This is a genomic window from Collinsella sp. An2 (assembly GCF_002160065.1).
In the GTDB taxonomy this organism is placed as follows: Bacteria; Actinomycetota; Coriobacteriia; order Coriobacteriales; family Coriobacteriaceae; genus Limicola.
This window is the reverse complement of sequence record NZ_NFJW01000003.1, coordinates 128525-152681: the sequence shown is the minus strand read 5'-3', so window position 1 is coordinate 152681 and position 24157 is coordinate 128525. Positions and strand designations below refer to the sequence as shown.

20 protein-coding genes are annotated in these 24157 nt (G+C 63.4%); 3 read left to right on the top strand and 17 right to left on the bottom strand.

What is annotated here, in order from left to right; all coding sequences use genetic code 11:
- Window positions 1-16 precede the first annotated feature (16 nt).
- Window positions 17-727: a YitT family protein gene (locus tag B5F33_RS03520; RefSeq protein WP_239284730.1), complete on the bottom strand. Its 711-nt coding sequence runs from the start codon at window positions 725-727 to the stop codon at window positions 17-19.
- A gap of 89 nt (window positions 728-816) precedes the next feature.
- Between B5F33_RS03520 and B5F33_RS03515 the strand changes: the two genes are divergently transcribed.
- On the top strand, window positions 817-1662 hold the full coding sequence (locus B5F33_RS03515; protein WP_087410412.1) for a MerR family transcriptional regulator: 846 nt from the start codon (window positions 817-819) through the stop codon (window positions 1660-1662).
- A gap of 16 nt (window positions 1663-1678) precedes the next feature.
- On the opposite strand, the gene ffh is transcribed toward B5F33_RS03515, so the two are convergent.
- The 10 genes from ffh to coaD all read right to left on the bottom strand — a co-directional run bounded on the left by ffh (window position 1679) and on the right by coaD (window position 12169).
- On the bottom strand, window positions 1679-3163 hold the full coding sequence (gene ffh, locus B5F33_RS03510) for a signal recognition particle protein (protein ID WP_087410411.1): 1485 nt from the start codon (window positions 3161-3163) through the stop codon (window positions 1679-1681).
- A 225-nt stretch (window positions 3164-3388) separates the two neighbouring features.
- Window positions 3389-4303 (bottom strand): signal recognition particle-docking protein FtsY, encoded by a 915-nt coding sequence (gene ftsY, locus B5F33_RS03505; protein ID WP_087410410.1) that lies wholly within the window; start codon window positions 4301-4303, stop codon window positions 3389-3391.
- Window positions 4303-7836, bottom strand: coding sequence for a chromosome segregation protein SMC (gene smc / locus B5F33_RS03500; protein ID WP_087410409.1), 3534 nt, complete (start codon window positions 7834-7836; stop codon window positions 4303-4305). The genes ftsY and smc overlap by 1 nt, the downstream gene beginning before the upstream one ends.
- A gap of 10 nt (window positions 7837-7846) precedes the next feature.
- Window positions 7847-8572, bottom strand: a complete 726-nt coding sequence (gene rnc / locus B5F33_RS03495; protein ID WP_087410408.1) for a ribonuclease III — start codon at window positions 8570-8572, stop codon at window positions 7847-7849.
- 5 nt (window positions 8573-8577) lie between these two features.
- Window positions 8578-8820 (bottom strand): acyl carrier protein, encoded by a 243-nt coding sequence (locus tag B5F33_RS03490; RefSeq protein WP_087410407.1) that lies wholly within the window; start codon window positions 8818-8820, stop codon window positions 8578-8580.
- A 188-nt stretch (window positions 8821-9008) separates the two neighbouring features.
- Entirely contained in the window at window positions 9009-10028 is a 1020-nt protein-coding gene (plsX, locus tag B5F33_RS03485) for a phosphate acyltransferase PlsX (protein ID WP_087410406.1), read from the bottom strand.
- Between the two features lie 132 nt (window positions 10029-10160).
- Entirely contained in the window at window positions 10161-10340 is a 180-nt protein-coding gene (gene rpmF, locus B5F33_RS03480) for a 50S ribosomal protein L32 (RefSeq protein ID WP_087410405.1), read from the bottom strand.
- A 195-nt stretch (window positions 10341-10535) separates the two neighbouring features.
- A complete protein-coding gene (locus tag B5F33_RS03475; protein ID WP_087410404.1) occupies window positions 10536-11090 on the bottom strand; it encodes a DUF177 domain-containing protein in 555 nt (184 codons plus the stop codon).
- On the bottom strand, window positions 11090-11590 hold the full coding sequence (locus B5F33_RS03470) for an ATPase (RefSeq protein WP_087410403.1): 501 nt from the start codon (window positions 11588-11590) through the stop codon (window positions 11090-11092). Before B5F33_RS03470 ends, B5F33_RS03475 begins: the two co-directional genes overlap by 1 nt.
- Before the next feature lie 63 nt (window positions 11591-11653).
- Entirely contained in the window at window positions 11654-12169 is a 516-nt protein-coding gene (gene coaD, locus B5F33_RS03465; protein ID WP_087410402.1) for a pantetheine-phosphate adenylyltransferase, read from the bottom strand.
- Window positions 12170-12444: 275 nt separating this feature from the next.
- Here coaD and B5F33_RS03460 point away from each other — a divergent pair, with 275 nt between their 5' ends.
- Window positions 12445-13701 carry an IS110 family transposase gene (locus B5F33_RS03460; RefSeq protein WP_087410401.1) on the top strand — a complete coding sequence of 419 codons (1257 nt, stop codon included), beginning with the start codon at window positions 12445-12447 and terminating at the stop codon, window positions 13699-13701.
- 83 nt (window positions 13702-13784) lie between these two features.
- Here B5F33_RS03460 and rsmD read toward each other — a convergent pair whose 3' ends face one another.
- The 6 genes from rsmD to B5F33_RS03430 form a co-directional block, all read right to left on the bottom strand.
- A complete protein-coding gene (gene rsmD / locus B5F33_RS03455; protein ID WP_087410400.1) occupies window positions 13785-14357 on the bottom strand; it encodes a 16S rRNA (guanine(966)-N(2))-methyltransferase RsmD in 573 nt (190 codons plus the stop codon).
- Entirely contained in the window at window positions 14354-16537 is a 2184-nt protein-coding gene (recG, locus tag B5F33_RS03450) for an ATP-dependent DNA helicase RecG (protein ID WP_087410399.1), read from the bottom strand. Before recG ends, rsmD begins: the two co-directional genes overlap by 4 nt.
- Before the next feature lie 2 nt (window positions 16538-16539).
- On the bottom strand, window positions 16540-18210 hold the full coding sequence (locus B5F33_RS03445) for a DAK2 domain-containing protein (protein ID WP_087410398.1): 1671 nt from the start codon (window positions 18208-18210) through the stop codon (window positions 16540-16542).
- Between the two features lie 30 nt (window positions 18211-18240).
- On the bottom strand, window positions 18241-18597 hold the full coding sequence (locus B5F33_RS03440; RefSeq protein ID WP_239284727.1) for an Asp23/Gls24 family envelope stress response protein: 357 nt from the start codon (window positions 18595-18597) through the stop codon (window positions 18241-18243).
- A gap of 234 nt (window positions 18598-18831) precedes the next feature.
- Window positions 18832-20646, bottom strand: a complete 1815-nt coding sequence (locus tag B5F33_RS03435; protein ID WP_087410396.1) for an ABC transporter ATP-binding protein — start codon at window positions 20644-20646, stop codon at window positions 18832-18834.
- Window positions 20646-22982 (bottom strand): ABC transporter ATP-binding protein, encoded by a 2337-nt coding sequence (locus tag B5F33_RS03430; RefSeq protein WP_087410395.1) that lies wholly within the window; start codon window positions 22980-22982, stop codon window positions 20646-20648. The genes B5F33_RS03435 and B5F33_RS03430 overlap by 1 nt, the downstream gene beginning before the upstream one ends.
- A 590-nt stretch (window positions 22983-23572) precedes the next feature.
- Between B5F33_RS03430 and rpmB the strand changes: the two genes are divergently transcribed.
- Entirely contained in the window at window positions 23573-23761 is a 189-nt protein-coding gene (gene rpmB, locus B5F33_RS03425) for a 50S ribosomal protein L28 (protein ID WP_087410394.1), read from the top strand.
- The last annotated feature ends 396 nt before the right edge of the window (window positions 23762-24157 follow it).

Below are 24157 nucleotides of genomic sequence, written 5' to 3'. Positions count from 1 at the left end.
GCCTCGTCCCCAGACCTTACTCCTCCGAAGAAAGCGCCTTCGTGCCTCCAAGGGAGCCCGACGGAGCACTGGCATCGCCGCGGCCAAACCCCTGCACGAAGTCGATGATCGGCGACGAGATGAACACCGTGACAATAGAGAAGGCGATCTTGGTGAGCGGGATATAGGAGAGCGAGAGCACAAGCACCGTAAGGTCCGTAAAGAGGTAGCACCGAGCGAGCTTGAGGCCAAAGACCTTGTGGATGGAAAGCGCCAGCGCGTCATCGCCACCTGCAGAGGCGTTGCACCGCACCACAAGACCCGCGCCGACACCTACGAACATGCCGCCAAGAATCGCGGCCACCAAGGGGTGTGCAGAGAGGTTGGGCAACAGATGCGGCAGGCGCTCCCAAAGCGCGTAGAACAGGGCAAGGAGCACGCTCGAGACAGCGGACCAGCCCAGAAAGCCCGCGCCCAGCACGAACAAGCCAACCGTATAGCACACGATGTCGAGCAGAGGCGACGCCACGGAGGCATCGATGCCAAACCAATGGTTGAGCAGCAGAATGCCGCCGAGCACACCGCCCTCGGTGATGCCGACCACCTGATGGATGTTGTGCATGCCAAACGTGAGGATGGCGCATCCAAGCGCGATGGTGGCGAGGCGCCGCACAAGCTCCAGAGGGCTTGTTGCCGCAAGCGTTTCCCGCACGCTTGCGCGCGCTTTTGCCATAAGCTGAGAGCACACGATACACGTCTCCGTTATCTTTAGGGTACGAACGGAGCCTAGGGTAAACTCTGGTACGGTACCAGAGTCAAGCGAACTATGGAGGCTCCGTGGAGAGCGGCCACATCAAAGGCAGCTATACCATCAGCGAGGTGTCCCGCCTCTTTGGCATCGGTATCGACTCGCTGCGCTATTACGAACGGCTTGGCATCATCACGCCGCGTCGGGCGTCTAATGGCTATCGTCACTACGAGCTCGACGATATGTTCAAGCTGTCACTCATCAAGGACCTGCGCCGGCTGGACATGCCCATGAAAGCCATCAAGGATTACCTTGACCAGCAAAGTCTTGCCTCCACCCTAGCGCTTCTGGAGAAAGAGGAGCGCTTGCTCGACGAGCGCATCGCTCAGCTTACCGCAGATCGCGCCGCGGTCCGCGCACGCGCCCAGGCGCTTGCAGAGGCATCGGCCCGAACGGTCGACGCTCCCACTATCGAGCGGCGAGCGTCCCGCGCCTGCGTCGAGCTGTCGGCCCATATCGAGCGTGACGAAGAGATGGACCTCTTGATCCAGCGGCTCCACCGCCAGTATGAGCACGTTCTCCCCCACCTCAACATGCTCGAGATAGGTGGGCGGCTTTCCCAACAGGAACTTCGGGCGGGGCGCGCCAACGTCTACGACTCAGTGTTCTTCGTATTGGAGCACAACGACGAGGGAGCCGTTTCAGAGAACGAAACGGCGCCCTACGACGAACTTCTGCCCGCAGGCGACTACCTTACCCTGCGCTACCGAGGCCCCTACGAGCAAAACGCCGAAGTATACCGGCGCATGCTCGCGTACGCATCCGAGCACGGGCTCGACCTCGCAGAAGAGCCTTACGAGTTCTACGAGATCGACAACCGCGATACGGCCAATCCCGACGAGTTTCTCACCCGTATCGAGATTCAGGTCAAATAGAGGCGCGGCAGGCGCGTTAGAACTTCTTGCCCTTCATCTGCTGCTCCATCGCGCGGAGCATGTCCATGTCGGAGCCGCCACCCGAGCCGCCGAAGCCTGCGAAGGGATTCGCGCCGCCCATGCCAGGCATGCCGCTCATCCCGGGCATTCCCGGCATGCGCATGCGCTTGCCTTTCTTGCCCTTCTTACCTTTCTTGCCGCCCATCTGCTGCGACATAGAGCGCATCTTGCCCATCATCTTGTTCATCTCGCCCCACTGGCGCATGAGGTTGTTCACGTCGGTGGGCGTAGTGCCCGAACCGCGGGCGATACGAGCACGGCGCTGTCCGTTGATGATCGAGGGCTTCAGGCGCTCCTCAGCGGTCATGGACATGATCATGGCCTCGATCTTGTCCATGACGGATTCGTCGACGTTGCCGCCCATCTGGTTGAGCAGCTTCTGGCCGCCCGGCAGCATGCCGATGATCGATTTCATGCCACCCATCTTCTTCAGGGCGCGCATCTGGTCGACCATGTCGTTCATGGTAAAGCCCTCGCGAAGCATGCGCTCGGCAGCCTCAACCTGCTCGGCGTCGGCCATCTCCTGGGCCTTCTCGATGATGCCGACGACGTCGCCCATGCCCAGGATACGCTTCGCCATGCGCTCGGGGTTGAAAACCTCGAGCGAGTCGGGCTTTTCGCCCATCGAGACAAACTTGATGGGCTTACCGGTGACCTGGCGGACCGAAAGCGCGCCGCCGCCGCGGGCGTCGCCGTCGAGCTTCGAGATGATCACGCCGTCGAAATCCGTGCGCTCGGCGAAGGTGGAGACGACGTTCACGATGTCCTGGCCGGTCATGGCATCGACGACCATGAGCACCTGGTCGGGCTTCACGGCACGTTTGATGTCGACGGCCTCCTGCATCATCTGCTCGTCGATCTGCAGGCGGCCGGCGGTATCGACGATGACCACATCGCGCATGTGGTCGACGGCTTCGCGAACCGCGCCTTTGGCGATATCGACCGGATGCTGGCCGTCGCCGCGGAACACCGGCACGCCAATTTCGCCGCCGAGCGTGGCAAGCTGGTCGGCTGCAGCGGGACGGTACACGTCGCACGCCGCAAGCAGCGGAGAGCGGCCCTGCTTCTTGAGCATAAAGGCGAGCTTGGCCGCAGCCGTCGTCTTACCGGAGCCCTGAAGGCCCACGAGCATGATGACGTTGGGGATGCGGTTGGACAGCACGAGCTTGCTCTCGGTCGAGCCAAGGAGCTCGATGAGCTCGTCGAGCACGATCTTCACGACGTTCTGGGCGGGCGTCAGCGAGTCCATGACCTCAACGGTGAGGCAGCGCTCGCGCGTGCGGGCGACGAAATCCTTGACGACCTTGTAGTTGACGTCGGCCTCGAGCAGCGCCATGCGGATCTCGCGCATCGCCGCCGTGATGTCGGCCTCGGTGAGCTTGCCCTTGCCGCGCAGGCGGTCAAAGGTATCGGTCAAGCGATCGGAAAGGCTATTAAACATGAGGGCTCCTATCGTGGTAGTGCTCCCGGACGGGCCTTTGCCCTTGAGGTCCTCTGCTCGGACAGTCCTCGCTCGCGGGGCTCGCTGCGGAACTCGCGAAGGACCTCAAGGGCAAAGGCCCTGCGCAGTGCTCACGTACTCGCGAGAGACAAGGAACTGGAAGGTTGACTGGGTGGTAGCGGTTACGTATGTGCAACTCTACCATGCGGGAGGAGGAGGTTGACGTTACTCCTCGCCTACGAGGGCGCGGCAGAAGGCTTGGGGGTCGAAGGGTTGCAGGTCTTCGATGCGCTCGCCGACGCCGATACGGTAGATGGAAAGTTTGAGCTTGGAGGCTACGGCCATGGCGATGCCGCCCTTCGCGGTGCCGTCGAGCTTGGTCATGATGATGCCGTCCAGGCCAAGCGCCTCGTTGAACTCAACAGCCTGGTTGAGGCCGTTTTGGCCCGTACCCGCGTCGATGACCAACACGACCGAGACCGGCATGGCGCCGGCACGGCACTTCGCCGCACGCTTGCGCGTCACGTTGACCACCTTGGCAAGCTCGCGCATGAGCTCGGGAGAGGTGTGCAGGCGGCCTGCGGTGTCGATGAGCACAAGGTCGGACCCGCGGCGATCGGCCTCGTCGAGAACGTCATAGCACACGCTGGCAGGATCCGCGCCGCGGTCGCGTTTGACCACCGGCACATCGGCACGCTTGCCCCATACGTCAAGCTGCTCGATAGCGGCGGCGCGGAAGGTGTCGGCAGAGCCGATGACGACGTTCTTACCTTTCTCGTGCGCGGCGCTGGCGATCTTTCCCACCGTGGTGGTCTTGCCCGCGCCGTTGATGCCCACGAACAGCACGCACGAAGGCGTGTCGTCAAAGGGGTCGTGCTCGGGGACCACGAAGCTCTCCGCAAGGCGCTCAGCCAGGGCACGGCGCAGTTGAGGCGCCGTCGTAAGGTTCTTGCGTGCCGCCACGTCGCGCAGGTCGTCGGTCACCTGCATGGAGATCTCGGCACCCATGTCTCCCATGACCAGGGTGTCCTCGAGCTCCTCCCAAAACTCCTCGGTGACCTCGCCGCCGAAGTAGAAGACTTCGTTCAAGGCCTCGCGGCTGCGCTTCAAACCGCGCGACAGCGCGTCAAAGAGTCCCATTATGCATTCACAACCTTTCCTGTCGTGCGATCAAGTCTCTGGCTCACCACGCGGCTCACTCCGTCGGCCTGCATGGATACGCCGTAGAGCACGTCCGCGTCCTCCATGGTGCGGCGCTGATGCGAAACCACAAGCAGCTGCGTGGACTTTCGCAGCACGTCAATGGCATCGAGCAGCTTCGAGAGGTTCGAGTCGTCAAGCGCCGCCTCGACCTCGTCGAGCACGTAGAAGGGCACCGTGCGCGTGCGATAGACCGCGAAGAGCAGCGCAAGCGCCGTCAAGCTCTTCTCGCCGCCGCTCATGAGCATCATCTTGGTGATGCGCTTGCCGCGCGGCTGCGCGACGACCTCGATGCCCGTGTCGGCGGGGTGCTCCGGGTCGGTCATCTCAAGATGGGCCTGTCCGCCGGGGAACAGCATGCCAAACACCTCGCGGAAGTTGGCGTCCACCTTGTCGAAGGTCGTAAGGAAGGCGTTGCGCATCTTGCGGTCGATGGCTGCCGTGATCTTGGTGAGCGCCTTGCGGGCCGCCTCAAGGTCGGCCAGCTGGGACGCGATGTAGTCGGCGCGCTCGCGCAGGCGTTCGTACTCCTCCATCGCCACCTGGTTGACCGGGCCGAGGTTATTGATCTGGCGAGCGAGGTCGTTCAGCTCTCGCTCGGCCGCGTCGCGGTCCTCGGGCGCAGGAAGCGCCAGCGCCTCCTCGAGCACCGTCTTCCCGTCGGCGGTGATGGCCTTGATGGCGTTTTCGACCTTGACCTCAAGCTTGCCGCGGGCGACCTGAAACTCGTTTTGGTCGGAAGACGCCTCGTCGACCTCACGCTTGGCGGCAGCGACCTGCTCTTTGGCCTCCTCGATCGTGGCCTTCAGGCTCGCCGAATCGGCCTCTTCAAGAGACGCCTGGTCCCGCAGGCGAGCAGCCCAGTCCATGGCGCGCTCAAGAAGCGCCGAATACCGGTCGTGCAGCGGGTCGACGCGAAGCCTCAGCACCTCAAGGGAACGCGACGCCTGGGTGGTGGCCCGGATTCGTCGATCGATGCCCTCGAGGCGACGCTCCAGCTCGGGCGCGCGACGCTCCAGGCTACGCTTGCGCTCGCTCGCCTGCGCGCGGCGGACCTTCGCGTCACCGAGCTTGCCGGCGGCCTCGGCGTCCTCGCGGCGCAGCCGATCGAACTCATCGTTGAGCTCGGCAAGCTGGGACGCAAGCTCCCCCACGCGGGCACGGGCCTCGTCACGCGTGCGCGAGAGCTCCTCGACCTGGGGCTGTGCCGCGCGCACCTGCTCGGCTGCCTTCTCGCGGCGATGCGTGAGCTGCGTCTGGTCGGCAAGGGACGACGACAGCGACTGCTCGAGCCGCCCGATCTCGGCGAGCACCGACGAGCGCTCTCCCTCCAGGCGCGCAATCTCGCCCGCAACATCGCCTTCAGAGGAGCGGGCCTGGGTCAGCGCCACACGGGCCTCGTCGACCTGCTGGCCGGCATGCTCAAAGGTGGCCGAAAGATCGGGCTCCAACCCTGCGAGCTCACGGATGCGACGCTTGCGCTCAAGGGCACCCGCAGAGGCATCGGCGCCCGAACCCACGCGTACCACGCCGCCATCGCGCACCCGCATGCCATCGGGCGTCACGTAGAGAACGCCGGGGACCACCGGCGCGTCAAGCGCCTCGTCAAGCGAATCGACAAGCTGCACGTGTCCCAGAAGCGCCGCGACGGCAGGTCCATACCCATCGCGGACCTGCAGCAGCTCCACCAGGCGCCGTCCCGCAGCGCCGTCGGCGGCGCCCACCGGCGCAACGCCGCGCGAGATGAGCAGGGCCTCGCCGGAGGCGCCGTCCTCCTGCGCGCAGGCGCCCGCAGCACGAATGGCCGCAGCGTCGGTCATGACCAGGGCGTCGATATCGTCGGCAAGCAGCTGTTCGACGAGCGACTCAAGCTCCTGCGGCGCCTCGATGACGTCTCCCAGGCGCGCCTCCACCGAGTCCGCGCACGCCTGCGCGACCCGCGCCGTGAGCGGCGAGGAATCCGCCAGGCGGGCATCGAGCTTCCGCAAGCTCGACAGCTCCATACGAACCTCACCCAGGCGGTCGCGCGCCTCGGACTCCTTGGCCGACAGCTCGTTGAGGGCGCGCTGCGCCACGTCGATGGCTCCCTGGGCATCCTCTTTAGCCTGCTTTGCCTGGGCGAGCTCTGCCTCAAGCTCCTCGGCGCGACCACGCCTGCTCTCAAGCGATGCCTGCACGGTATCGATGGCCTCGGCAAGCTGGTCGAGGCGCGACGCGTAGAGATCGTCCTCAAGCTCGGCGTTCGAGAGCGTCTCTTTTACCTTGGCAAGCGAAAGCGAGGCGTTGTCGGCGCGACGCTGCTCCTCGCGCTGCTCACGCGTGAGTGCGCCGATCTGGTCGTCGAGCTCCACACGGCGCGCGTGGATACGATCGGCGGCAGGCTCGAGCTCGGCCACGTCGGACTCGGCAACGGAAAGCTCTGCGGTCACCTCGTCCAGCTGTGTGCGCACATGCTCGAGGTCCTCGGCAACGCGGCGGCGCTGATGCTCGGAGCCCGACAGGGTGCCGCGCATCTCGGAGAGGCGGGTCACCATGTTGTGGCCCTTCTCCTCGAGCAGGCGCATGTCGGAGTTCATGCGGCCCACGACGTCCTGCACGCGGCGGCGCTGCTCTCCGAGGTCGCCCACAAACAGGCCCTTCTCCTCGAGCATGACCTGAAGCTTTTCAAGCTCGCGCTCCTTTTCGGCCATGCGGTAGCGCGCCACCTCGAGCGAGGCCTCGCCCTCCTTGGCGCGGGACTCAAGATCGGCCCATTCGGCCTGGAGCCGACGGAGCTCGTCGACGGCAAGGATCTGCGTCAGGCGTGTCGCACGCTCGGAGAGATCGCGGTACTTGCGCGCACGGTCCACCTGGCGCTCGAGCGGACGAAGCTGGCGGGTGACCTCACGGCTTACGTCGCGCGCACGCACCAGGTGTTCATCCATGGATTTGATCTTGCGGGCCGCACGCTCTTTGCGGCGCTTATGCTTCGAGATGCCCGCAGCCTCCTCGATGAGGGCGCGGCGCTCTTCGGGCCGGCTCTGCAGAATGGCGTCGAGCTTGCCCTGGCTGATGATGGAATGCGTGTCCTTGCCCAGACCGGAGTCGTGCAGGATGTCCTGAATGTCCATGAGGCGGCAGGGGCTCGAGTTGATGAGGTACTCGGACTCGCCCGAACGGTACATGCGCCTCGTGATGGCGACCTCGTCGAAGTCGACGGGCAGCACGTGGTCCGAGTTATCAAGCACGAGCGTCACCTCGGCGACACCCACCGGCTTGCGGGCGGACGAACCGGAGAAAATAACGTCCTCCATGGCCTGGCCGCGCAGGTGCTTGGCGCTCTGCTCGCCCAACACCCACAAAATGGCGTCGGAGATGTTCGATTTGCCCGAACCGTTCGGGCCCACGATGACGGTCAAGCCCGGCTCGAACGTCATGTGGGCACGATCGGCAAACGATTTAAACCCCTTGAGGGTGAGTGACTTCAGGTACACGCTCGATCCCTCACCCCAGCTTCTTCTTTAGGATGACGCCGCCCGTGGTATATCCCAGGCGCTCAAGCGCGTCGAGCGCGGCGGCAGCCTCCGCCTCCTTCTTGGACGAACCGGTGCCGCGTCCCATGCGCGCACCGCCCACCAGAACCACCGCGGTAAAGGTGGGCTCATGGGCAGGACCGCTCGTGTCGACGAGTTTGTAGACAGGAGGATCGCCATGATCGCCCTGTACGCACTCCTGCAGGTATGACTTGGGATTCGTCGGGTGCTCCGCACGGTCGGCAGCAAGATGAGGCTTCAACGTACGGGTGACGAAGCGCTCCGCCACGTCCCAACCACCGTCGAGATACATAGCGCCCACAAGCGACTCATAGACGTTCTCAAGCGCGGAGTGCAGACCACGCGCGCCGGTCCCCGTCTCGGAGGCGCCGAAGATGATGCACGAATCGATACCAAGCTCCAAGCCGACATCGGAGAGCGTCATGCCCGAAACGAGCGATACCTTGAGCCGGGTGAGCTTTCCTTCGTCGAAGGTGGGATAGCTGCGGAACAAGGCCAGCGCAACAATCGACCCCAGAATCGAGTCGCCCAAGAACTCAAGGCGCTCGTAGGAGGCCGAAACAGGCTGGCCCTCCACCGCCGAAGGGTGGGTGATCGCGCAGCGCAGCAGCTTCTTATCGTTGAATTGGTAATCGCAGATCTCTTCGACCCGGGCGAGTTTTTCGGAAACGGGCACGAACCTTAAGCCTCCTGGGTAGCCTCGATAGCATCGATGGCGTCGGCGACAGAGTTAATGGACATGAGCTTGTCTTCGGCGATCTCGATGCCGAACTCGTCCTCGAACGCGGTGACAAGCTGCAGGCGGTCGAGCGAGTCGGCGTCAAGATCGTCGAACGTGGTCTGTTCGGCGATCTCGTCGGGGCTGATGCCCAGAACATCGCTGGCGACGTCGACGACCTTAGCGAAAATCTCGGTGCGCTCCATGTTCTCTCCTTTCGCATGCCGCAAGCGGCGATGATGAACCGTATCGATTCTACCCGCAATGTCCAGACCGCTCAACGACGCCGTCCGCGGGCGGCTCAAAAGTTTGTCGGCGGGCGCGGGCTACGCAAAGGCCCCGAGCGAGCCCGGGGCCTTTCTGAACATCGTTCTTGGTGCACGTCCTGAAGACGCTACTCAACCAACCCGTCCATGGAATCGGCAACCTTCTCCACCAGGTCGGCCCTGATGGCGCGCGCGGTGGCAAGAGTGCCGTTCTTCACGGCCTCGACCGAGGTCGCACCGTGTCCAATGAGCACGACGCCCTTGAGGCCCAGCAGGATCGCGCCGCCCACAGCGTCGCCGGAGAGCTTCTCCTTGAGCGCGCCGAGCTGGTCTTTGACCAGAAGCGCAGCGATCTTGCCCTTGAGCGAACCCAACAGCACGCCCTTCAGCTCGTGCATGATCATCTTCGCAGCGCCCTCGGTAGCCTTGAGCGCAACGTTGCCGGCAAAGCCGTCGGTCACCACCACGTCGACGGTGCCGGCAAGAAGGTCGGTGCCCTCGCAGTTGCCGATAAAGCCGGGAACCGCCTCACGCATGGCCGGGAAGCACGCCTTGGTGAAATGCGAGCCCTTGGAGTCCTCCGTGCCGTTGGAAAGCAGTCCCACGCGGGGATGCTCCACGCCGCACACGACGTGGGAATAGACGGCGCCCATCTGGCCAAACCGCACCATGTCCTCGACCTCGACGTCGGGGTTCGCACCCATGTCGCAAAGCACCGTAAGTCCACCTGCACGGTTGGGCACGGCCGTGGTGATGCAGGGGCGGATGGGCTCGCGACGACCGTCGACCTCATAGCGGAACGGCGTCACATAGGCCGTGGCAGCCGCGGTGATGGCACCGGTCGCACCGGCAGAGAAGAAGCCCTGGGCCGTCCCCTTCTTGACCGCGCGGCAGGCAAGGACGATGGACGACTTGCGCTTCGTCATGACCGCCTTGATGGGATCGTCTTCCATGGTGATCACGTCGGGCGCGACGAGCGGCTCTACACGATCGCGCGAGGCGGCAAACGCCTCGACGATGTCCTGCGGGCCAACTGCGACAACTTCAAGCTCAGGATCGGCGGCGAGGGCGGCGTCGATACCGTCCAGAACGACCTGAGGCTCCTCGTCTCCACCCATGACATCGACACAGACACGGACCTTGCTCATGTCAAATCACCTCGATAGTGAAATGGCCGACTCACCGAGCCGGCCATAGATTCCCAAAGAACGCACGCTCGGCGTGCAGTGTGACTATCACCTTCAGCGGGCATCATGCTGCGGACGTATCCGCCTCGATGGTTACTCGGTGACGATGACCTCGCGGTCCTTGTAGAAACCGCAGTTGGGGCAGACGTGATGGGGAAGCTTCACGGCGCCGCAACGAGGGCAGATGGAACGAGCCGGAGCGTCGATCTTCATGTTGGCAGAACGACGATGATGGGTCCGGATACGGCCCTGTTTTTGCTTAGGTACTGGCATGATGACCTTCCTTATGTCCTAACGAACAAGCGTGAATAAGCACAGGCGATGATATTAGCACACAAACGCCAGCTCTGTATAGCGAAGATTCTCGCACGTCACCGCTTGACCACATAGCTTGCACACGCGATCTATCCCGCGCGCTGGCCGGTGAGCACGCGGCAACGCAAGCGAGCGCGCCCCCTGTTGACGACGCTACTCGTCGAGCTTGAGGTTCTTGAGCGCGGCGAAGGGGTTCTCGTCGCTTTGCACCCAGTCCTCCTCGGCCTGCTCGGCGCAGTCGCACTGCTCATGGTTGAGGTTGCAGCCGCACACCGGGCAGAGCCCGGCGCAGTCGGGGCGGCACAGCACCACGAACGGGGTATCCATGATGACCGCATCGGCAATGGGCCCTGCAAGGTCGACCGAACGGTTCTCCCCCACTAGCTCGAACCCGTCCTCGTAGGCCTCGGCGTCCTCAGGCTCGTGAAACAGGAAATACTCCTCGAGCTCACCCGCGACGTCGAAATGGGCGGGGTCTAGGCAGCGGTCGCACGTACCGATCACATGGGCGCGCACCAGGCCGGACACGAGGATGCCGTCGCCCGCATTGGTGAGCACCACGTCATAGGAGATGCCGTCCTCGAGCTGGAACTCCTTCTCGCCCACGGCATAGCCGGGAATATCGACCTTGCCCGATACGGGAAGGCTCTCACCCGGAGACTCGAGACGTCCCTCAAGCTCCACGACGATGGGGTCGATGAGTGCCATTACCAGCCGCCGTTCTGAGCGTTGTTAGAGTTCTCGTTCAGCTGCTGGCGGCAACGCGCGACGGTGTTCGTGAGGCTCTTGAGGTTCTCCTCGAGGTGCGTGAACACCTGCTCGGCATAGTCCTCGGCGGCGTAGCGCGTCTCGCGCTCGTACTGCTGCGCGCGGTCGCGAATGTCGTCGGCCTGCTGCTGGGCAAGGCGCACGATCTCCTGCTCGCCGGCAATGGTGAGCGCCTGCTGCTGGGCGTCGGCAATGATGGAGTCCGCCTGGGCGGTCGCGGAAGCGATGAGCTCGTCGCGCTCCTTCAGGATGCGGCGGGACTTCTGCCACTCCTCGGGATAGCTCATGCGAATCTCATCGAGAATGTTGAAGAAGACATCGGTCTCGATGACCTTGAACTGCGCGTTCTTGCCGAAAGGCGGCTTAGCTTCCTCGATGATGCCCTCGAGCTCATCGACCAAGCTCTCGATCCTCTCGCCAGGGAAGTTGTCGCCCGGCATCCCGGTCTCCTTTCAACGGTTATATCTCATCACGTCATGGTACCACATACCACATTACACCTTTTAGCATGCAAACCGTTCTTTGAGGGCCTTCACCACATTGTCGGGCACGAACTCCGAAACGTCGCCGCCAAACGAGGCGATCTGGCGCACCACCGAAGACGATAGATAGCCGTATTGAGGGGAGCTCATGACGAAGATGGACTCGACCTCGGGGTCTAGCCGATAGTTGAGGTCTGCCTGCTGAAGTTCGTACTCGAAGTCCGTCATAGCCCGCAGACCCTTTACGACAGCACCCGCCCCCACCTCGTGGGCGAAATCCACGAGCAGGCCGGTAAACGGTCGCACCTCAACGCCGTCGATGCCCGCAAGCGCCGTCGTGGCGAGCGACACACGGTCTTGAAGCGAGAAGGTGGGGCCGGTGCCGTTTTTCCCCAGCGACTCGGCCACGGCAACGGTCACGTGAGGGAAAAGCCTCCTGGCGCGCCGCACGACGTCGATGTGGCCAAAGGTGATGGGGTCAAAGGTGCCAGGCACCAAGACGTGATCGATATGCTGGTCTGGCAAGACTGTTGCCATGATCGTCTCCTATCTTTAAGTTGTTGCATTTAAGAGCCGGATATCGGATGCTTTGATGCAATGCAGAATCTGGCGGGCAGGGATGTCGACATAATCGTTGAGAAGCAGAGGCTATCTCGTTAAGGAGGGTGACATCCTGCCCCACCCGGGTGCGTCCGCGGATAAGCTGGATGAGGGAACGGTCCTCGTTCACCTCGGATCTCTTGTAGGAGGTTGCGGCCCTGGGTGATACGAGGCAGGCCGCTCGCCTGCTGCAGGGAGAGGGGGCGGCGCGGATGATCTACGCTGGTGTGGACATCGCCAAGATGGACCACGTTATCGATGCCGTTGACGAGCATGGCGAACGTATCTGCAAATCCATGGGCTTCAAAAACGACCTCGCGGGCTTCGAGAGGTGCGCCGCCTGGCTCGAGGGGGTTGCCGAGGCCCCGCAGGACGTCATCGTCGGCATGGAGGCCACCGGCCACTACTGGATGGCGCTCTATACCCACCTTGTCCGCGAGGGGTACGCGGTCTGCGTCATCGACCCGATGCAGGTGTGCGCGGTGCGCAAGTTCAAGGGGCTCGCGCGCGTGAAGAACGACCGCATGGACGCCGGGCTCATCGCGGAGACGCTGCGCATCGGGCAGTACGACGAGACGAGGCTCGCCACCGACGAGGTGCAGTCGCTGAGAACGCTCACGCGCTACCAGCAGTCCCTGAAGGCGGAGCTCGCCGAGGTGAAGACGCAGTGCGTCTGCCTGCTGGACTCCTACTTCCCCGAGTATGTCGGGCTGTGGGGGAAGAGCAACCTGTTCGGCTCGAGCAGCCGCGCCGTCCTTGCCAAGAGCGCGCTTCCCCGCGAGCTCAGACGACGCCACCTCGCGTCCCTGGAGCACGACCTCTCCGAGGCGTCGCGCGGGCGCCGGGGCGTCGTCGCAAAGGCCAAAGAGCTCAAAGAGCTCGCCAGGACGTCGGTGGGCATCACGCTCGGCGCCGACGCGGCGTCCTTCAAAATAAAGTCCCTCGTCCGGCAGATGGACTTCCTGGACGCGGAATGCGCCAAGACGGAGCAGCGCATCAAAAGGCTCCTGGACGCCCTGGAGCCCCTCATCCTCACCATACCCGGCATCTCGTACACCACGGGCGCCCAGATCGTGGCGGAGATCGGCGACATCTCGCGGTTCCGCAACGCCGCATCGCTGGTGAGCTATGCCGGCCTCAACTCGAGCGTGAACCAATCCGGCATGTTCGACAGCGGCGGCGGGCCCATCACCAAGCGCGGCTCGGCGTATCTGAGGCGCGCCGTCTGGCTTGCCGCCGGCAGGGCCTGCCAGCACGACCCGGCCCTCCATGCGTTCTACCTCAAGAAGATGAAAGAAGGCAAGAAATACCGTGTAGCCGTCACCGCGGTGGCGAGGAAGATGTGCCACATCATCTTCGCCGTGCTTCGCGACCAGGTTCCTTACGATCCCAACCTATCCGGGAAGGATCTTGCAAAGCATTCGATATCCGACTCTCAAAGGACAACGTTGCCAACAAACGATCAGTGAAAAAGTCACTCTTTAAGTCTTGACTTCATATAGCTGGTCTCCTTTAAGTTCTTAGGACGGTCGCCGTGAATGGGCCGAAGGTGCTACGCGAGCCGCAACAGGTCGACGGCGATCTTGCCGTAGCGCTTCTCGCGCACCACCTCGAAGCCCTCGGGACGCGCTCCAGGAGCGGCGGCGTCATGCTCGTGAAGGGCAAGGCAGCCAGACGCCAACAGCCCGTGGGCGACAAGGTCCTGAAGCAGCTGTTCGACCGGAACGGCACCGAAGGCATAGGGAGGGTCGAGCACCACCAGGTCGAAGGGGGCGCCAGGAACCCGGCCGCGTGAGGCGGAGGCAAGGACGTCGCCGACCACGACCTTGAAGCGGCGGCGATCGGCGCAGAGCCCCTCGACATTGCGTCGCACGAGCGCTGCCGCTTTGCGATCGATCTCGAAGAAGGTGGTCGTCTGTGCCCCGCGCGAGAGCATCTCGATTCCCATGGCGCCCGAGCCGGCGAAGGCATCGAGCACCGAGATGCCCTCGATGCCGTCGGGCAGAGCCGCGTCAACCATGGACGCACAGGCCTCGCGCACCCGATCGGTCGTGGGCCTGGTGGTCTCCAGACCTTGGGGCTCCCCGATCTTTCTGCCGCGCCATGCGCCGCCGACAACCCTCATCCGCCGCTCACCTCTTTGAACACGTCGCCGTATCGTCTGATGACCTCCTGCCGAAGCGGCAAGGTGGCCATCGATTGCAATGTGGAAGCATAGCGCAAAAGCTCGTTTGCGTCCTCGTGGGCGGCCTCGATGAGCTCGACGTCCGCATCGAGGTCCACGAAGCGTAGCGAGACCCCGCCATGCTGGCGCAGGCCCAAGATCTCACCCTCATGGCGAAGGCGCAGGTCCATCTCGGCAAGCGCGAAGCCGTCCTGCGTGCGCTCCAAGGCCTCGAGGCGCTCCTGGGCAGGCCCTCGCCTGCCGCCGGACGTCGCATGCGTCATGACGAAGCACGTGCCCTTGTCGCCGCCGCGGCCTACGCGCCCTCGCAGCTGATGCAGGGTCGCCAGACCAAAGCGCTCGCCGTCCTCGATGACCATGACCGTCGCCGCCGGCACGTCGACACCCACCTCGACCACCGTCGTGGACACGAGAATATCGATCTCGCCCGACCGAAACGCAGCGATGGCCTCGTCCTTTTCACGCGCAGACATGCGGCCGTGCAGGATCCCGACGTGGGCCTCTTTGAACGTGATGCGCAGCCGTTCGGCCTCCTCGACCACGTTATGGAGATGCACGGGGCGCGGGCGGCCATCCTCATCAAGGTCGAGCCCAGGTACGTCATCGAGCTCGTCGGGATGGTCGGTCGGCTCGACCATGGGGCAGATGACGTAGGCCCGCTTGCCAACCGAGACGGCGTCGCGTATCGCCCCGTAGGCGATGTCGCGGTTCGCCTCGGTGAGCACCTTCGTCTCGACGCCCGCACCGGCCACGGGACGGTTGCGGATGATGCTCACGTCAAGGTCCCCATAGACCGAAAGCGCCAACGTACGCGGAATGGGCGTCGCAGTCATGACCAGCAAATCGGCGCCCGGGCCCTTGGCACGCAGGGCGTTGCGCTGCCCCACGCCGAAGCGATGCTGTTCGTCGATAACCACGAGCGACAGACGCCGGAAGACGACATCCTCTGAAAGCACGGCATGGGTGCCGAAGAGCACCTGGAGCTCGCCTGTGGCCAAGCGCTGCACGATGTCTGCCCGCTCGGCGGCGGGGGTGGCCCCGGTCAGCAGCGCCCAGGATACGCCGGCGCGCTCCAGAAGCGGCCCGCTCTTGTGCGCATACTGCTGCGCAAGCACGCTCGTCGGCGCCATCACGCACCCCTGAGAGCCGCTGTCTGCGACGGCGGCGAGCCCAAAGCACGCAACGGCGGTCTTGCCGGTGCCGACGTCACCCAGCAGCAGCCGATTCATGACGTGCGAGCCATCCTGCATGTCGCGGAGGATATCGGCGACGGCCGCATCCTGCTCGTCGGTCAACGTATAGGGCAGCGCATGGCGAAAGGCCTCCACATGCGCGCCGGGCGTGTGCGCATAGGGCGTCACGTCGAGCAGATTCGCATCGTTGCGCAGGCGCAACGCGAGCTGCAGGTGGAGCAGCTCGTCGTAGGCAAGGCGCTGCCGAGCCTGTTCCCGCTCGGCTTGTGATCGGGGAAAGTGTATGGCGCGCAGAGCCCGCGAAGCGCTCATGACGCCGCGGCGTGCACGCAGGCGCGCGGGTAGGTGGTCGGCAAAGTCTCCCACGCGCTCCAACGCACCGGATACGATGCGACGCATCCAGGCGACGGAGACGCCCTCGCAGACCCCGTGGACGGGAATCATGCCGCCCGCACCCGCCCGTTCGTCCAGGCGCTCGTAATGCGGCGATGACATCTGCTTGAAGCCGTAGGAAAACTCGACCTTTCCCTGAACAGCCAACCTGTCGCCCCGCGACAGCTGCTTTGCCAGCCACGGCTGCTTGAAGAAGGCAAGCTGCAGCACGCCCGTATCGTCCACGAGCGACACCTCGACCACCGACAGGCGCGGCCGCGGGTGCTTGAGCGTCACGCGATCGACCGTCGCGACGATGGTGCAGACCTCGCCGAGCGGAGCCTGCTCGATGCTGTAGGCATGCGTGAAATCCAGATAGCGGCGCGGGATATGAAGGAGGAGGTCCTCCACCGTATTCAAGCCGAGACGGTGAAGGGCCTCCTCACGTGCACCAGAAACATATTTAAGCCGCCCCACGTCCTCGCCAAGCGCTGTCGTACGCAGCAGGCGGTCGGACACAGGAGGCACCGAGGGAATGCGCGTCGGTGCGGGCACGGCTACTCGATCGAGAAGATGACCGGATAGAGCGGCTGCTCGCCACGGTGGGAGTCGATCTCCAGGTCGGGCTGAGCCTCCTCGATAGCAGCGAGCAGGTCCTCAAAGTCCTCATCGGACAGGTCAGAGCCCGCCAGAATGGTGAGCGAATCGCCCTCCTCGTCCTCCTGCATGCGATTGATGCAGTCGAGCGTGACCTGCTTGACGTCGGAGCCCACCACGTCGATCGAGTCATTGATGATGCCCATGACGTCGCCCGCATGGATGGGCGTCCCGTCGGAGGCAGCGGAATCGCGCACGGCGGTCGTGATCTCGCCGTCGCGGACCTCGGCGGCAGCCTCGGTCATAGCCTCGACGGCGTCTTCGAGCGTGGAATCGGGAAGCACGGCAAAGAGCGCCGAGAATGCCTGCGGAACGGTCTTGGTGGGAACCACGGCGACCTTCTTGTCGGTGCAGGCGGATGCCGCGGCCTCAGCGGCCATGCGAATATTGCCGTTGTCGGGAAGGATGATCACGGCCTCGGCGTTGACCTTGGAAACCGCATCGAGCAGGTCGGCGGTAGAGGGATTCATGGTCTGGCCACCCGACACCACCACGTCGACGCCCAGAGAGGTCAGGATCTCGGCCTCGCCCGAGCCGGCAGCGACGGCAACGTAACCAAGGGGCTTGGGCGGCTCAGCGGGCGCCCCGGCGTCCTGGTCCTCGTGGATCTTCGCGGTGCGCTCGCGGGACTCCATGTCCATGTTGTGGATGAAGACCTCGTAGATCTGGCCGAGCTTCAGCATGTGCTCGAGCACAAGGTTCGGCGTGTTGGAGTGCACGTGGACCTTGTAGTCGGGGTAGGCGCCCACCAGCAGCTCGCAATCGCCCATGGAGGCAAGGAACTGCAGGCACTCGTCCTCATCGAACGGAGCGTCGGCCTTGAAGAGGAACTCGTTGCAATAGCGATACTCCGAGCCCTCCCAGTCGTCGTTGGCCTCGATCTTGACCCGGTCGAGCGCGTTCTCGCGAGCAGAGTCGGCAGACGCATCGAAGGTGGTCGAGATTTCGGCGACCGCCGTGGTGCGGCCAAGCGCGGCCGCCACGAAGTTCTCGAGGAAGATCGCGAAGCCGAACGCACCGGAGTCCACGACGCCGTTCTCCTTGAGCACCGGCAGCAGATCGGGCGTGCGGGCAACCGACTCGTACGCCTCGACCACGATGGCGTCGAGCGTGTCCTCGTAGGAGTCCTTCGCCTTCGCGCAGGCGTCGGCGCGCGTCGAGATGTCGCGCAGCACAGTGAGGATGGTGCCCTCGACAGGCTTGCGGACCGCCTTGAAGGCGACCTTGACGGCATTGCGCAGCGCAGCTGCGATATCGGCAGAGGTGATGGGATCTTCGGCACCCACCAAACCCTCGGCAGCGCCGCGAAGAATCTGCGAGGTGATGACGCCCGAGTTGCCACGGGCGCCCATGAGCGAGCCGTGGGTGATCGCGGCGGCGATGGCCTCCATGTCCGCGTCGGCGGGCAGGGCGGCAAGCTCCTTTACCACCGAGCCCAGGGTGAGCGACATGTTGGTTCCGGTGTCGCCATCGGGAACCGGGAAGACATTGAGCTTGTTGATCTCCTCGGATTTGTCAGAAACCGCAGCGGCGGCGATGGGAAAGCAGGTTCGAATGGTCTTCGCAATCATCGGCGTGAATCTCCAACTCCTAGTGAGCGCTTAGTACATGCGGCTCTTGAGGGCATCGACATGGATGCCGATCTTAAGCTTTGCAGGATCGATCTCGGCGATCTCCTGAAGGGTGAACGTAACCGCGCTCGCCAGGTTCTCGCAGACGGACTTCATGTTGACGCCGTTCTCGAGCACCACATGGAGGTCGACCTTGAGGCCGTCCTCGGCGCTGGAGACCAGCACGCCCTTGCGCAGGCGCTGGCCGGCAAGCAGGCGCACGCTCTCGGCGCCCTGCAGCTGCTCGGCCATGCCGACCACGCCGTAGCAAGACATCGCCGCGTAGCCGGCGATGTCGGCGATGACATCGTTCGAAACGCTAAGGCTTCCGGATACTGTCTGGGACACAGGAATCTCCTTTCGAGATGCGCACGTCCGCATCCATCGTGCAAGGAAGTGTGATTCTTCGCATTTTACTACGAGCTGGGAAACCCTGCAGACGAAATCGGGTGCCCGCGCAGTCAGGACGAGACGTACATACCGCAGGAAGAGCGCCGCGTCGACGCCGCGGGACGCCCGCGAGAAACATGCCCACAGACACGTCGGCGCGGACCCAAAGGCCCGCGCCGGAACCTCGTATCTCTACTCCTCGGCAGGACCCTCTGCAAACTGGGAGTTATAGAGCTCCGCGTAGAAGCCGCCTGCTGCCAGCAGCTCGTCATGTGTGCCGGACTCAACGATATCACCATCGCGCAGCACCAAGATCACATCGGCGTTGCGAATGGTCGAGAGTCGATGGGCGATAACGAAACTCGTACGCCCCTGCATGAGGGCGTCCATGGCGCGCTGGATGCGCTCCTCGGTGCGCGTGTCAACGTTCGAGGTCGCCTCGTCCAGAATGAGGATCGGGCGGTCGGCGATGAACGCGCGCGCGATGGTGAGCAGCTGCTTTTGGCCCTGAGAAACGTTCGAGGCGTCCTCGTTGAGCTCGAAGTCATAGCCGCCGGGCAGCGTGCGAATGAAGTGGTCCGCAAGCGCCGCGCGGGCTGCGGCGTGCACCTCGTCGTCGGAAGCGTCCTCGCGCCCGTAGCGAATGTTCTCCAAGATCGACCCCTTGAAGAGCCAGGTGTCCTGAAGCACCATCGCGAAGTTCTTGCGCAGGTCGTCTCGAGCGTAATCGCGCAGGTCCACACCGTCCACGCTGATGGAGCCGGCATTCACGTCGTAGAAGCGCATGAGCAGCTTCATGAGCGTGGTCTTGCCCGCACCCGTGGGTCCAACGATAGCCACCGTCTGGCCCGGCTGCACCTTGCAGCTGAAGTCATGGATGATGGTCTTGTTGGGAACGTAGCCGAAGCGCACGTGGTCAAAGGTCACCTCGCCTCGGCAGCGCGGAAGCTCAGGCGTCACGGCATCGGCGCTCTCCTCGTCCTCGTCCAAGAACTCGAAGACGCGCTCGGCCGCCGCCGAAAGCATCTGCAGCATGTTGGAAACCTGCGACAGCTGCGTGATGGGCTGGGTGAAGTTGCGCACGTACTGCATGAATGCCTGGATATCGCCCAGATTGATGGTGCCGGCAACGGCCAAGAAGGCGCCGATGGACACCACCGCGACGTAGGCGAGGTTGGCCACGAAGTTCATGATCGGCTGCATGAGGCCGCTGAAGAACTGAGACCTCCAGCCGGAATCATAGAGACGTGCGTTGTCGACGTCGAAGTCGGCCACGGCGCGCTGCTCGCGGTTGAACACCTTGATGACGTTCTGGCCCGAGAAGCTCTCCTCGATGATGCCGTCGACGCGGCCCAGCAGGGCCTGCTGTTGACGGAAGTACCGCTGGGAGGAGCGCACCACGATCACGACGAGGATGAGCGACACGGGGATGGTGAGAAAGGTCACACCCGCCAGCACCACCGACACCGAAAGCATCATGACCGTCACGCCGATGATCTGCGTCACCGAGGTGATGAGCTGCGTGACGCTCTGGTTGAGCGACTGGCCGAGCGTATCGACGTCGTTGGTGACACGGCTCAAGACGTCACCCACGGAGTTGGTCTCGAAGTAGCTCAGCGGCATGCGGTCGATCTTCTCGATGATCTCTTTGCGCATGCGATAGCACACGCGCTGGGTGATGCCCGTCATAAGCCAGCCCTGCACGAAGTTGAGCGCGGCGGCAGTTATGTAGAGGCACAGCAGCGTGGCGAGAATCGTGCCGATCTTCCCGAAGTCGATCGAGCCCGTCCCCATGATCTTCGCAGAGATGCCGTTGAAGAGCTCCGTGGTCGCCTGGCCGAGCACCTTCGGCCCCATAACGTTGAAGACGACCGAGCCGATGGCGCAGGCTATTGCCACGATGAGCGCGATGCGCTCGTGAGCGATGTAGATGACGAGCTTTTTAATCGTGCCTTTGAAATCCTTGGCCCGCTCGGAAGCGGGACCGCGACCCATGGGACCCGGCATCAGCGCTCACCTCCTTCCAGGGCGACGCCGCCCGTCGGCGCGTCACCGTCCGCCGCGCGGCCCTCGCCCGTAGCGACACCGTCCGCGCGGTCCAGCCCAAGCTCCTCGGGCGACAGCTGGCTCTTTGCGATCTCAAGGTATTCTGGGCAGTTGCGCAGCAGCTCCTCGTGGGTGCCGCGGCCCACGATGCGCCCGTCGTCGAGCACGATGATCTCCTCGGCGTGCATGATCGTCGCGATGCGCTGCGCCACGATGATGATCGCGGCGTCGGAAGCGCGCTCTGCAAGCTCGGCGCGCAGCACGGAGTCGGTCTTGTAGTCGAGCGCCGAGAAGGAATCGTCGAAGACGAGCACCTTCGGGTGGATCGCCAGCGCACGCGCGATGGACAGGCGCTGGTTCTGGCCGCCCGACACGTTGGAGCCGCCCTGAGCGATGGGGCTCTGGTAGCCGTCCGGCTTGCCATCGATGAACTCGGTGGCCTGAGCGATCTGCGCCGCCTCCACCATGTCGCCGTCGGACATGGAGGGGTCGCCGTACTTGATGTTGCTCTCGATGGTGCCGCTGAACAGCATGCGCTTCTGCGGCACGTATCCGATGCAGCGGCGGAGCTCCTCGAGACCGATCTCGCGGATGTCCACCCCATCGAGCGTGATAGAGCCCTCGGTCACGTCGTACAGGCGCGGAAGCAGCTGTACGAGGCTCGACTTGCCGCAGCCCGTGGACCCGATAATCGCCGTGGTCTTGCCAGGCTCGGCCGTGAAGCTGATGTGCTCGAGCGTGGGCACCTCGGCATCGGGATAGGTAAAGGTGACGTCGTTGTAGGAAACCACGCCGCGCCAGCCCTCGCCCTGCTCGCGCGTGACGCGCTCCTGGGGCTTCGGGTCCTCGATGCTCGAATGGGTCACCAGGACCTCCTGGATACGCTCGGCTGCAACGTCGGCGCGGGGCAGCATGACCGAGATCATGGTGATGATCATGAAGCTCATGATCACCTGCATGACGTAGTTGATGTAGGCCATGAGGTCGCCCACCATGACGGTGCCGGCGTCCACGCCCAGGCCGCCGAACCAGACGATGGCGATCGTAGAGGCGTTCATGACGATGAGCATGACGGGCATGAGCGCGCTCATGCAGCGGTTGGTGAAGATATAGGTACCCGTGAGCTCGCGGTTCGCCTCGTCATAGCGCTTCTGCTCGTGACCCTGGCGTCCAAAGGCGCGAATCGGCATGATGCCGGTGATGATCTCGCGAGCCACGAGGTTGTTACGGTCCACGAGTTTCTGCATGATGCGGAACTTGGGCATGGTCACGCCCATGAGCATGCCGATGGCCACGGCGATGGCAGCGACGGCCACGGCGAGAATCCACTCAAGACCGATGGGGTTCGCCAGCACGCGAACGAGCGCACCGATGCCCATGCAAGGCGCGAAGAGCACGATGCGCAGGCACATCACGAGCACCATCTGGATCTGCTGGATATCATTGGTAGCGCGCGTGATGAGCGAGGCGGCGGAGAACTTGTTCATCTCGGCCGGCGAGAAGTCGAGGACGCGCTCATAGAGGTCATGACGCAGGTCGCGTGCGATGGCAGCGGAGGTCTTCGACGCATTGAACGCCGCGAGGATCGCGCAGAGCGCCGAGAAGAGCGCATAGGCGAGCATCGTCATGCCTTGGCTCCACAGGTAGTCGCTCTGCACCTGGTTGAGGTCGAGGCCAGCCGCACGATAGGCGTCCTTCACGAACTCGATGGCGCGAGACTCGACGATCGTATCACCGTTGTCGCCGAGCGAATCCACGAGTGCCTCGCGGGAGGCAACCAGCGTGTCGCGGTCGATGACCCCTGCATTGACGAGCGCCGTGATGTCATCCATGTCGACGGTATCGCCAAGCTGCTGGACGATGCCTGCGGCAGCGCCCGCTGGCATCTGGCTCGAGGCCGCGTCCCCGTCGACGGCGGCGTCCATGAAATCCTGAACTGGAATGCCCTGGTTCAGCTGATACACCAGCATCTCGGCCTGGGCGACCGGCTCCTCCAGCGCCGCGCGGTCGTCCGCGTCGCCGGCGAACGTCCGGACCCCGTTTGCATCCGCTCCCGAGAAGCTCTGCTCCAGCCGGTCGGCATCCCCCGTATCAAGGAAGAGCTCTACCTGCTGCAGCTGGTCTGCGGGAATCTCGTTTGGCACCGCGCTCTCGATGCCGCCCTGACTGATTCCGACATCCACGATGTCGCTCATGAGCCCCGGCAGCGTCAACTCGCAGTTAGCCTGCGCGAAGAGCAGCACGAGCGCTATGAGGAAGTTGATGCCGTGACCCTTCAAGAATTTGAAGATCTTCACGTGCGCCCCCTATCCGACTCGATGTTCGTTCCCTCCCTGACGACGATATGTGCCGACGGCAGGCGAAACCGTCACGAACCGGCAGAGCATCCGAAGCGCAAAGACACATATATAAAGAGTCGTCTTGGCCACACGCCGTGCCTGTCTGCGCACGATGTGTGACAGCGCATAGTTCTACCCTTGCGATACGGCGCGGCGTGCCACGACCAGCAATTAGCGGCAGCCCCATAGAAACTCCACTTAGTAATGGTACCTAACTATATTGACCGTCGAGGCAATAGGTGATATAGCAACTAATTCGCTCAAGGTTCCACCGACGGCTGCGCGAGGGGCACCTGGATGCCCGCTCGTAAAAAATCCATGGACATCGAACGCCATCAACTGCTTGCATAAACACCCATGAGCTGCAATAATGCAGAACGCACGCGCCAGCGGCCACAACCCTGTTACCGCTGCAGCTCACCGGGCATACTGCTCCCCCGGCGATCGTGGGTCAACTGTATGAAGATTGCACGTAGCGCGCCTGTCATATGCTATAGTTCCTATCTGTTTGTTCAAGCGGCACAAAACCGCCCAAGGAGGGTCTAGAAATGTCCAAAGTTTGCGAGATTTGCGGTAAGCACCCCGTTGCTGGTCGCTCCATCAGCCACTCTCACCGCGTCACCAACCGTATGTTCCGTCCCAACATCCAGCGTGTCTACGTTGTGGTTGACGGTCATCGTCGTAAGATGAACGTGTGCACCAACTGCCTCAAGTCTGGCAAGGTTGCCCGCTCCTAACACATGTTGCCAAGCCCTCATTGGCGTGACAGGTTTTCATGGTACAGGCGCTCTTCGGAGCGCCTTTTTCATATCTCGAGGGAGCCCTCCCCCCCCCTCGCCGACGCTCAGTCTTGCTCCAGAATTAGGCCTCATTTTGGAAAGAAACTGAGCATTGGCGATGATACGCCGCGCCGACGCTCAGTTTTTCTTGAAACCAACGGCGCCTGCCGCTAACTGAGCGTCGGCGGCCACGCATTTCATCGAGGCTCAGTTTTGCTCCAGAATCGAGACGGATTCCGGGGAATTACTGAGCGTTGACGGATCGTCGGCATGTGGACATGACAGAGATGCCTCGGACACACATTTTGTCCTATACCCCCCGCCGCACCCTAACAGCGACGAGCTGGCGTCGAC

Coding starts and splice junctions, on each gene's coding strand:
- rpmB (WP_087410394.1), top strand. CDS start 23,573: ATGTCCAAAGTTTGCGAGATTTGCGGTAAGCACCCCGTTGCTGGTCGC.
- B5F33_RS03435 (WP_087410396.1), bottom strand. CDS start 20,646: ATGCCGGGTCCCATGGGTCGCGGTCCCGCTTCCGAGCGGGCCAAGGAT.
- rpmF (WP_087410405.1), bottom strand. CDS start 10,340: ATGCCAGTACCTAAGCAAAAACAGGGCCGTATCCGGACCCATCATCGT.
- B5F33_RS03490 (WP_087410407.1), bottom strand. CDS start 8,820: ATGGAGCGCACCGAGATTTTCGCTAAGGTCGTCGACGTCGCCAGCGAT.
- ffh (WP_087410411.1), bottom strand. CDS start 3,163: ATGTTTAATAGCCTTTCCGATCGCTTGACCGATACCTTTGACCGCCTG.
- B5F33_RS03460 (WP_087410401.1), top strand. CDS start 12,445: ATGATCTACGCTGGTGTGGACATCGCCAAGATGGACCACGTTATCGAT.
- coaD (WP_087410402.1), bottom strand. CDS start 12,169: ATGGCAACAGTCTTGCCAGACCAGCATATCGATCACGTCTTGGTGCCT.
- B5F33_RS03475 (WP_087410404.1), bottom strand. CDS start 11,090: ATGGCACTCATCGACCCCATCGTCGTGGAGCTTGAGGGACGTCTCGAG.
- rsmD (WP_087410400.1), bottom strand. CDS start 14,357: ATGAGGGTTGTCGGCGGCGCATGGCGCGGCAGAAAGATCGGGGAGCCC.
- plsX (WP_087410406.1), bottom strand. CDS start 10,028: ATGAGCAAGGTCCGTGTCTGTGTCGATGTCATGGGTGGAGACGAGGAG.
- ftsY (WP_087410410.1), bottom strand. CDS start 4,303: ATGGGACTCTTTGACGCGCTGTCGCGCGGTTTGAAGCGCAGCCGCGAG.
- B5F33_RS03470 (WP_087410403.1), bottom strand. CDS start 11,590: ATGCCGGGCGACAACTTCCCTGGCGAGAGGATCGAGAGCTTGGTCGAT.
- B5F33_RS03445 (WP_087410398.1), bottom strand. CDS start 18,210: ATGATTGCGAAGACCATTCGAACCTGCTTTCCCATCGCCGCCGCTGCG.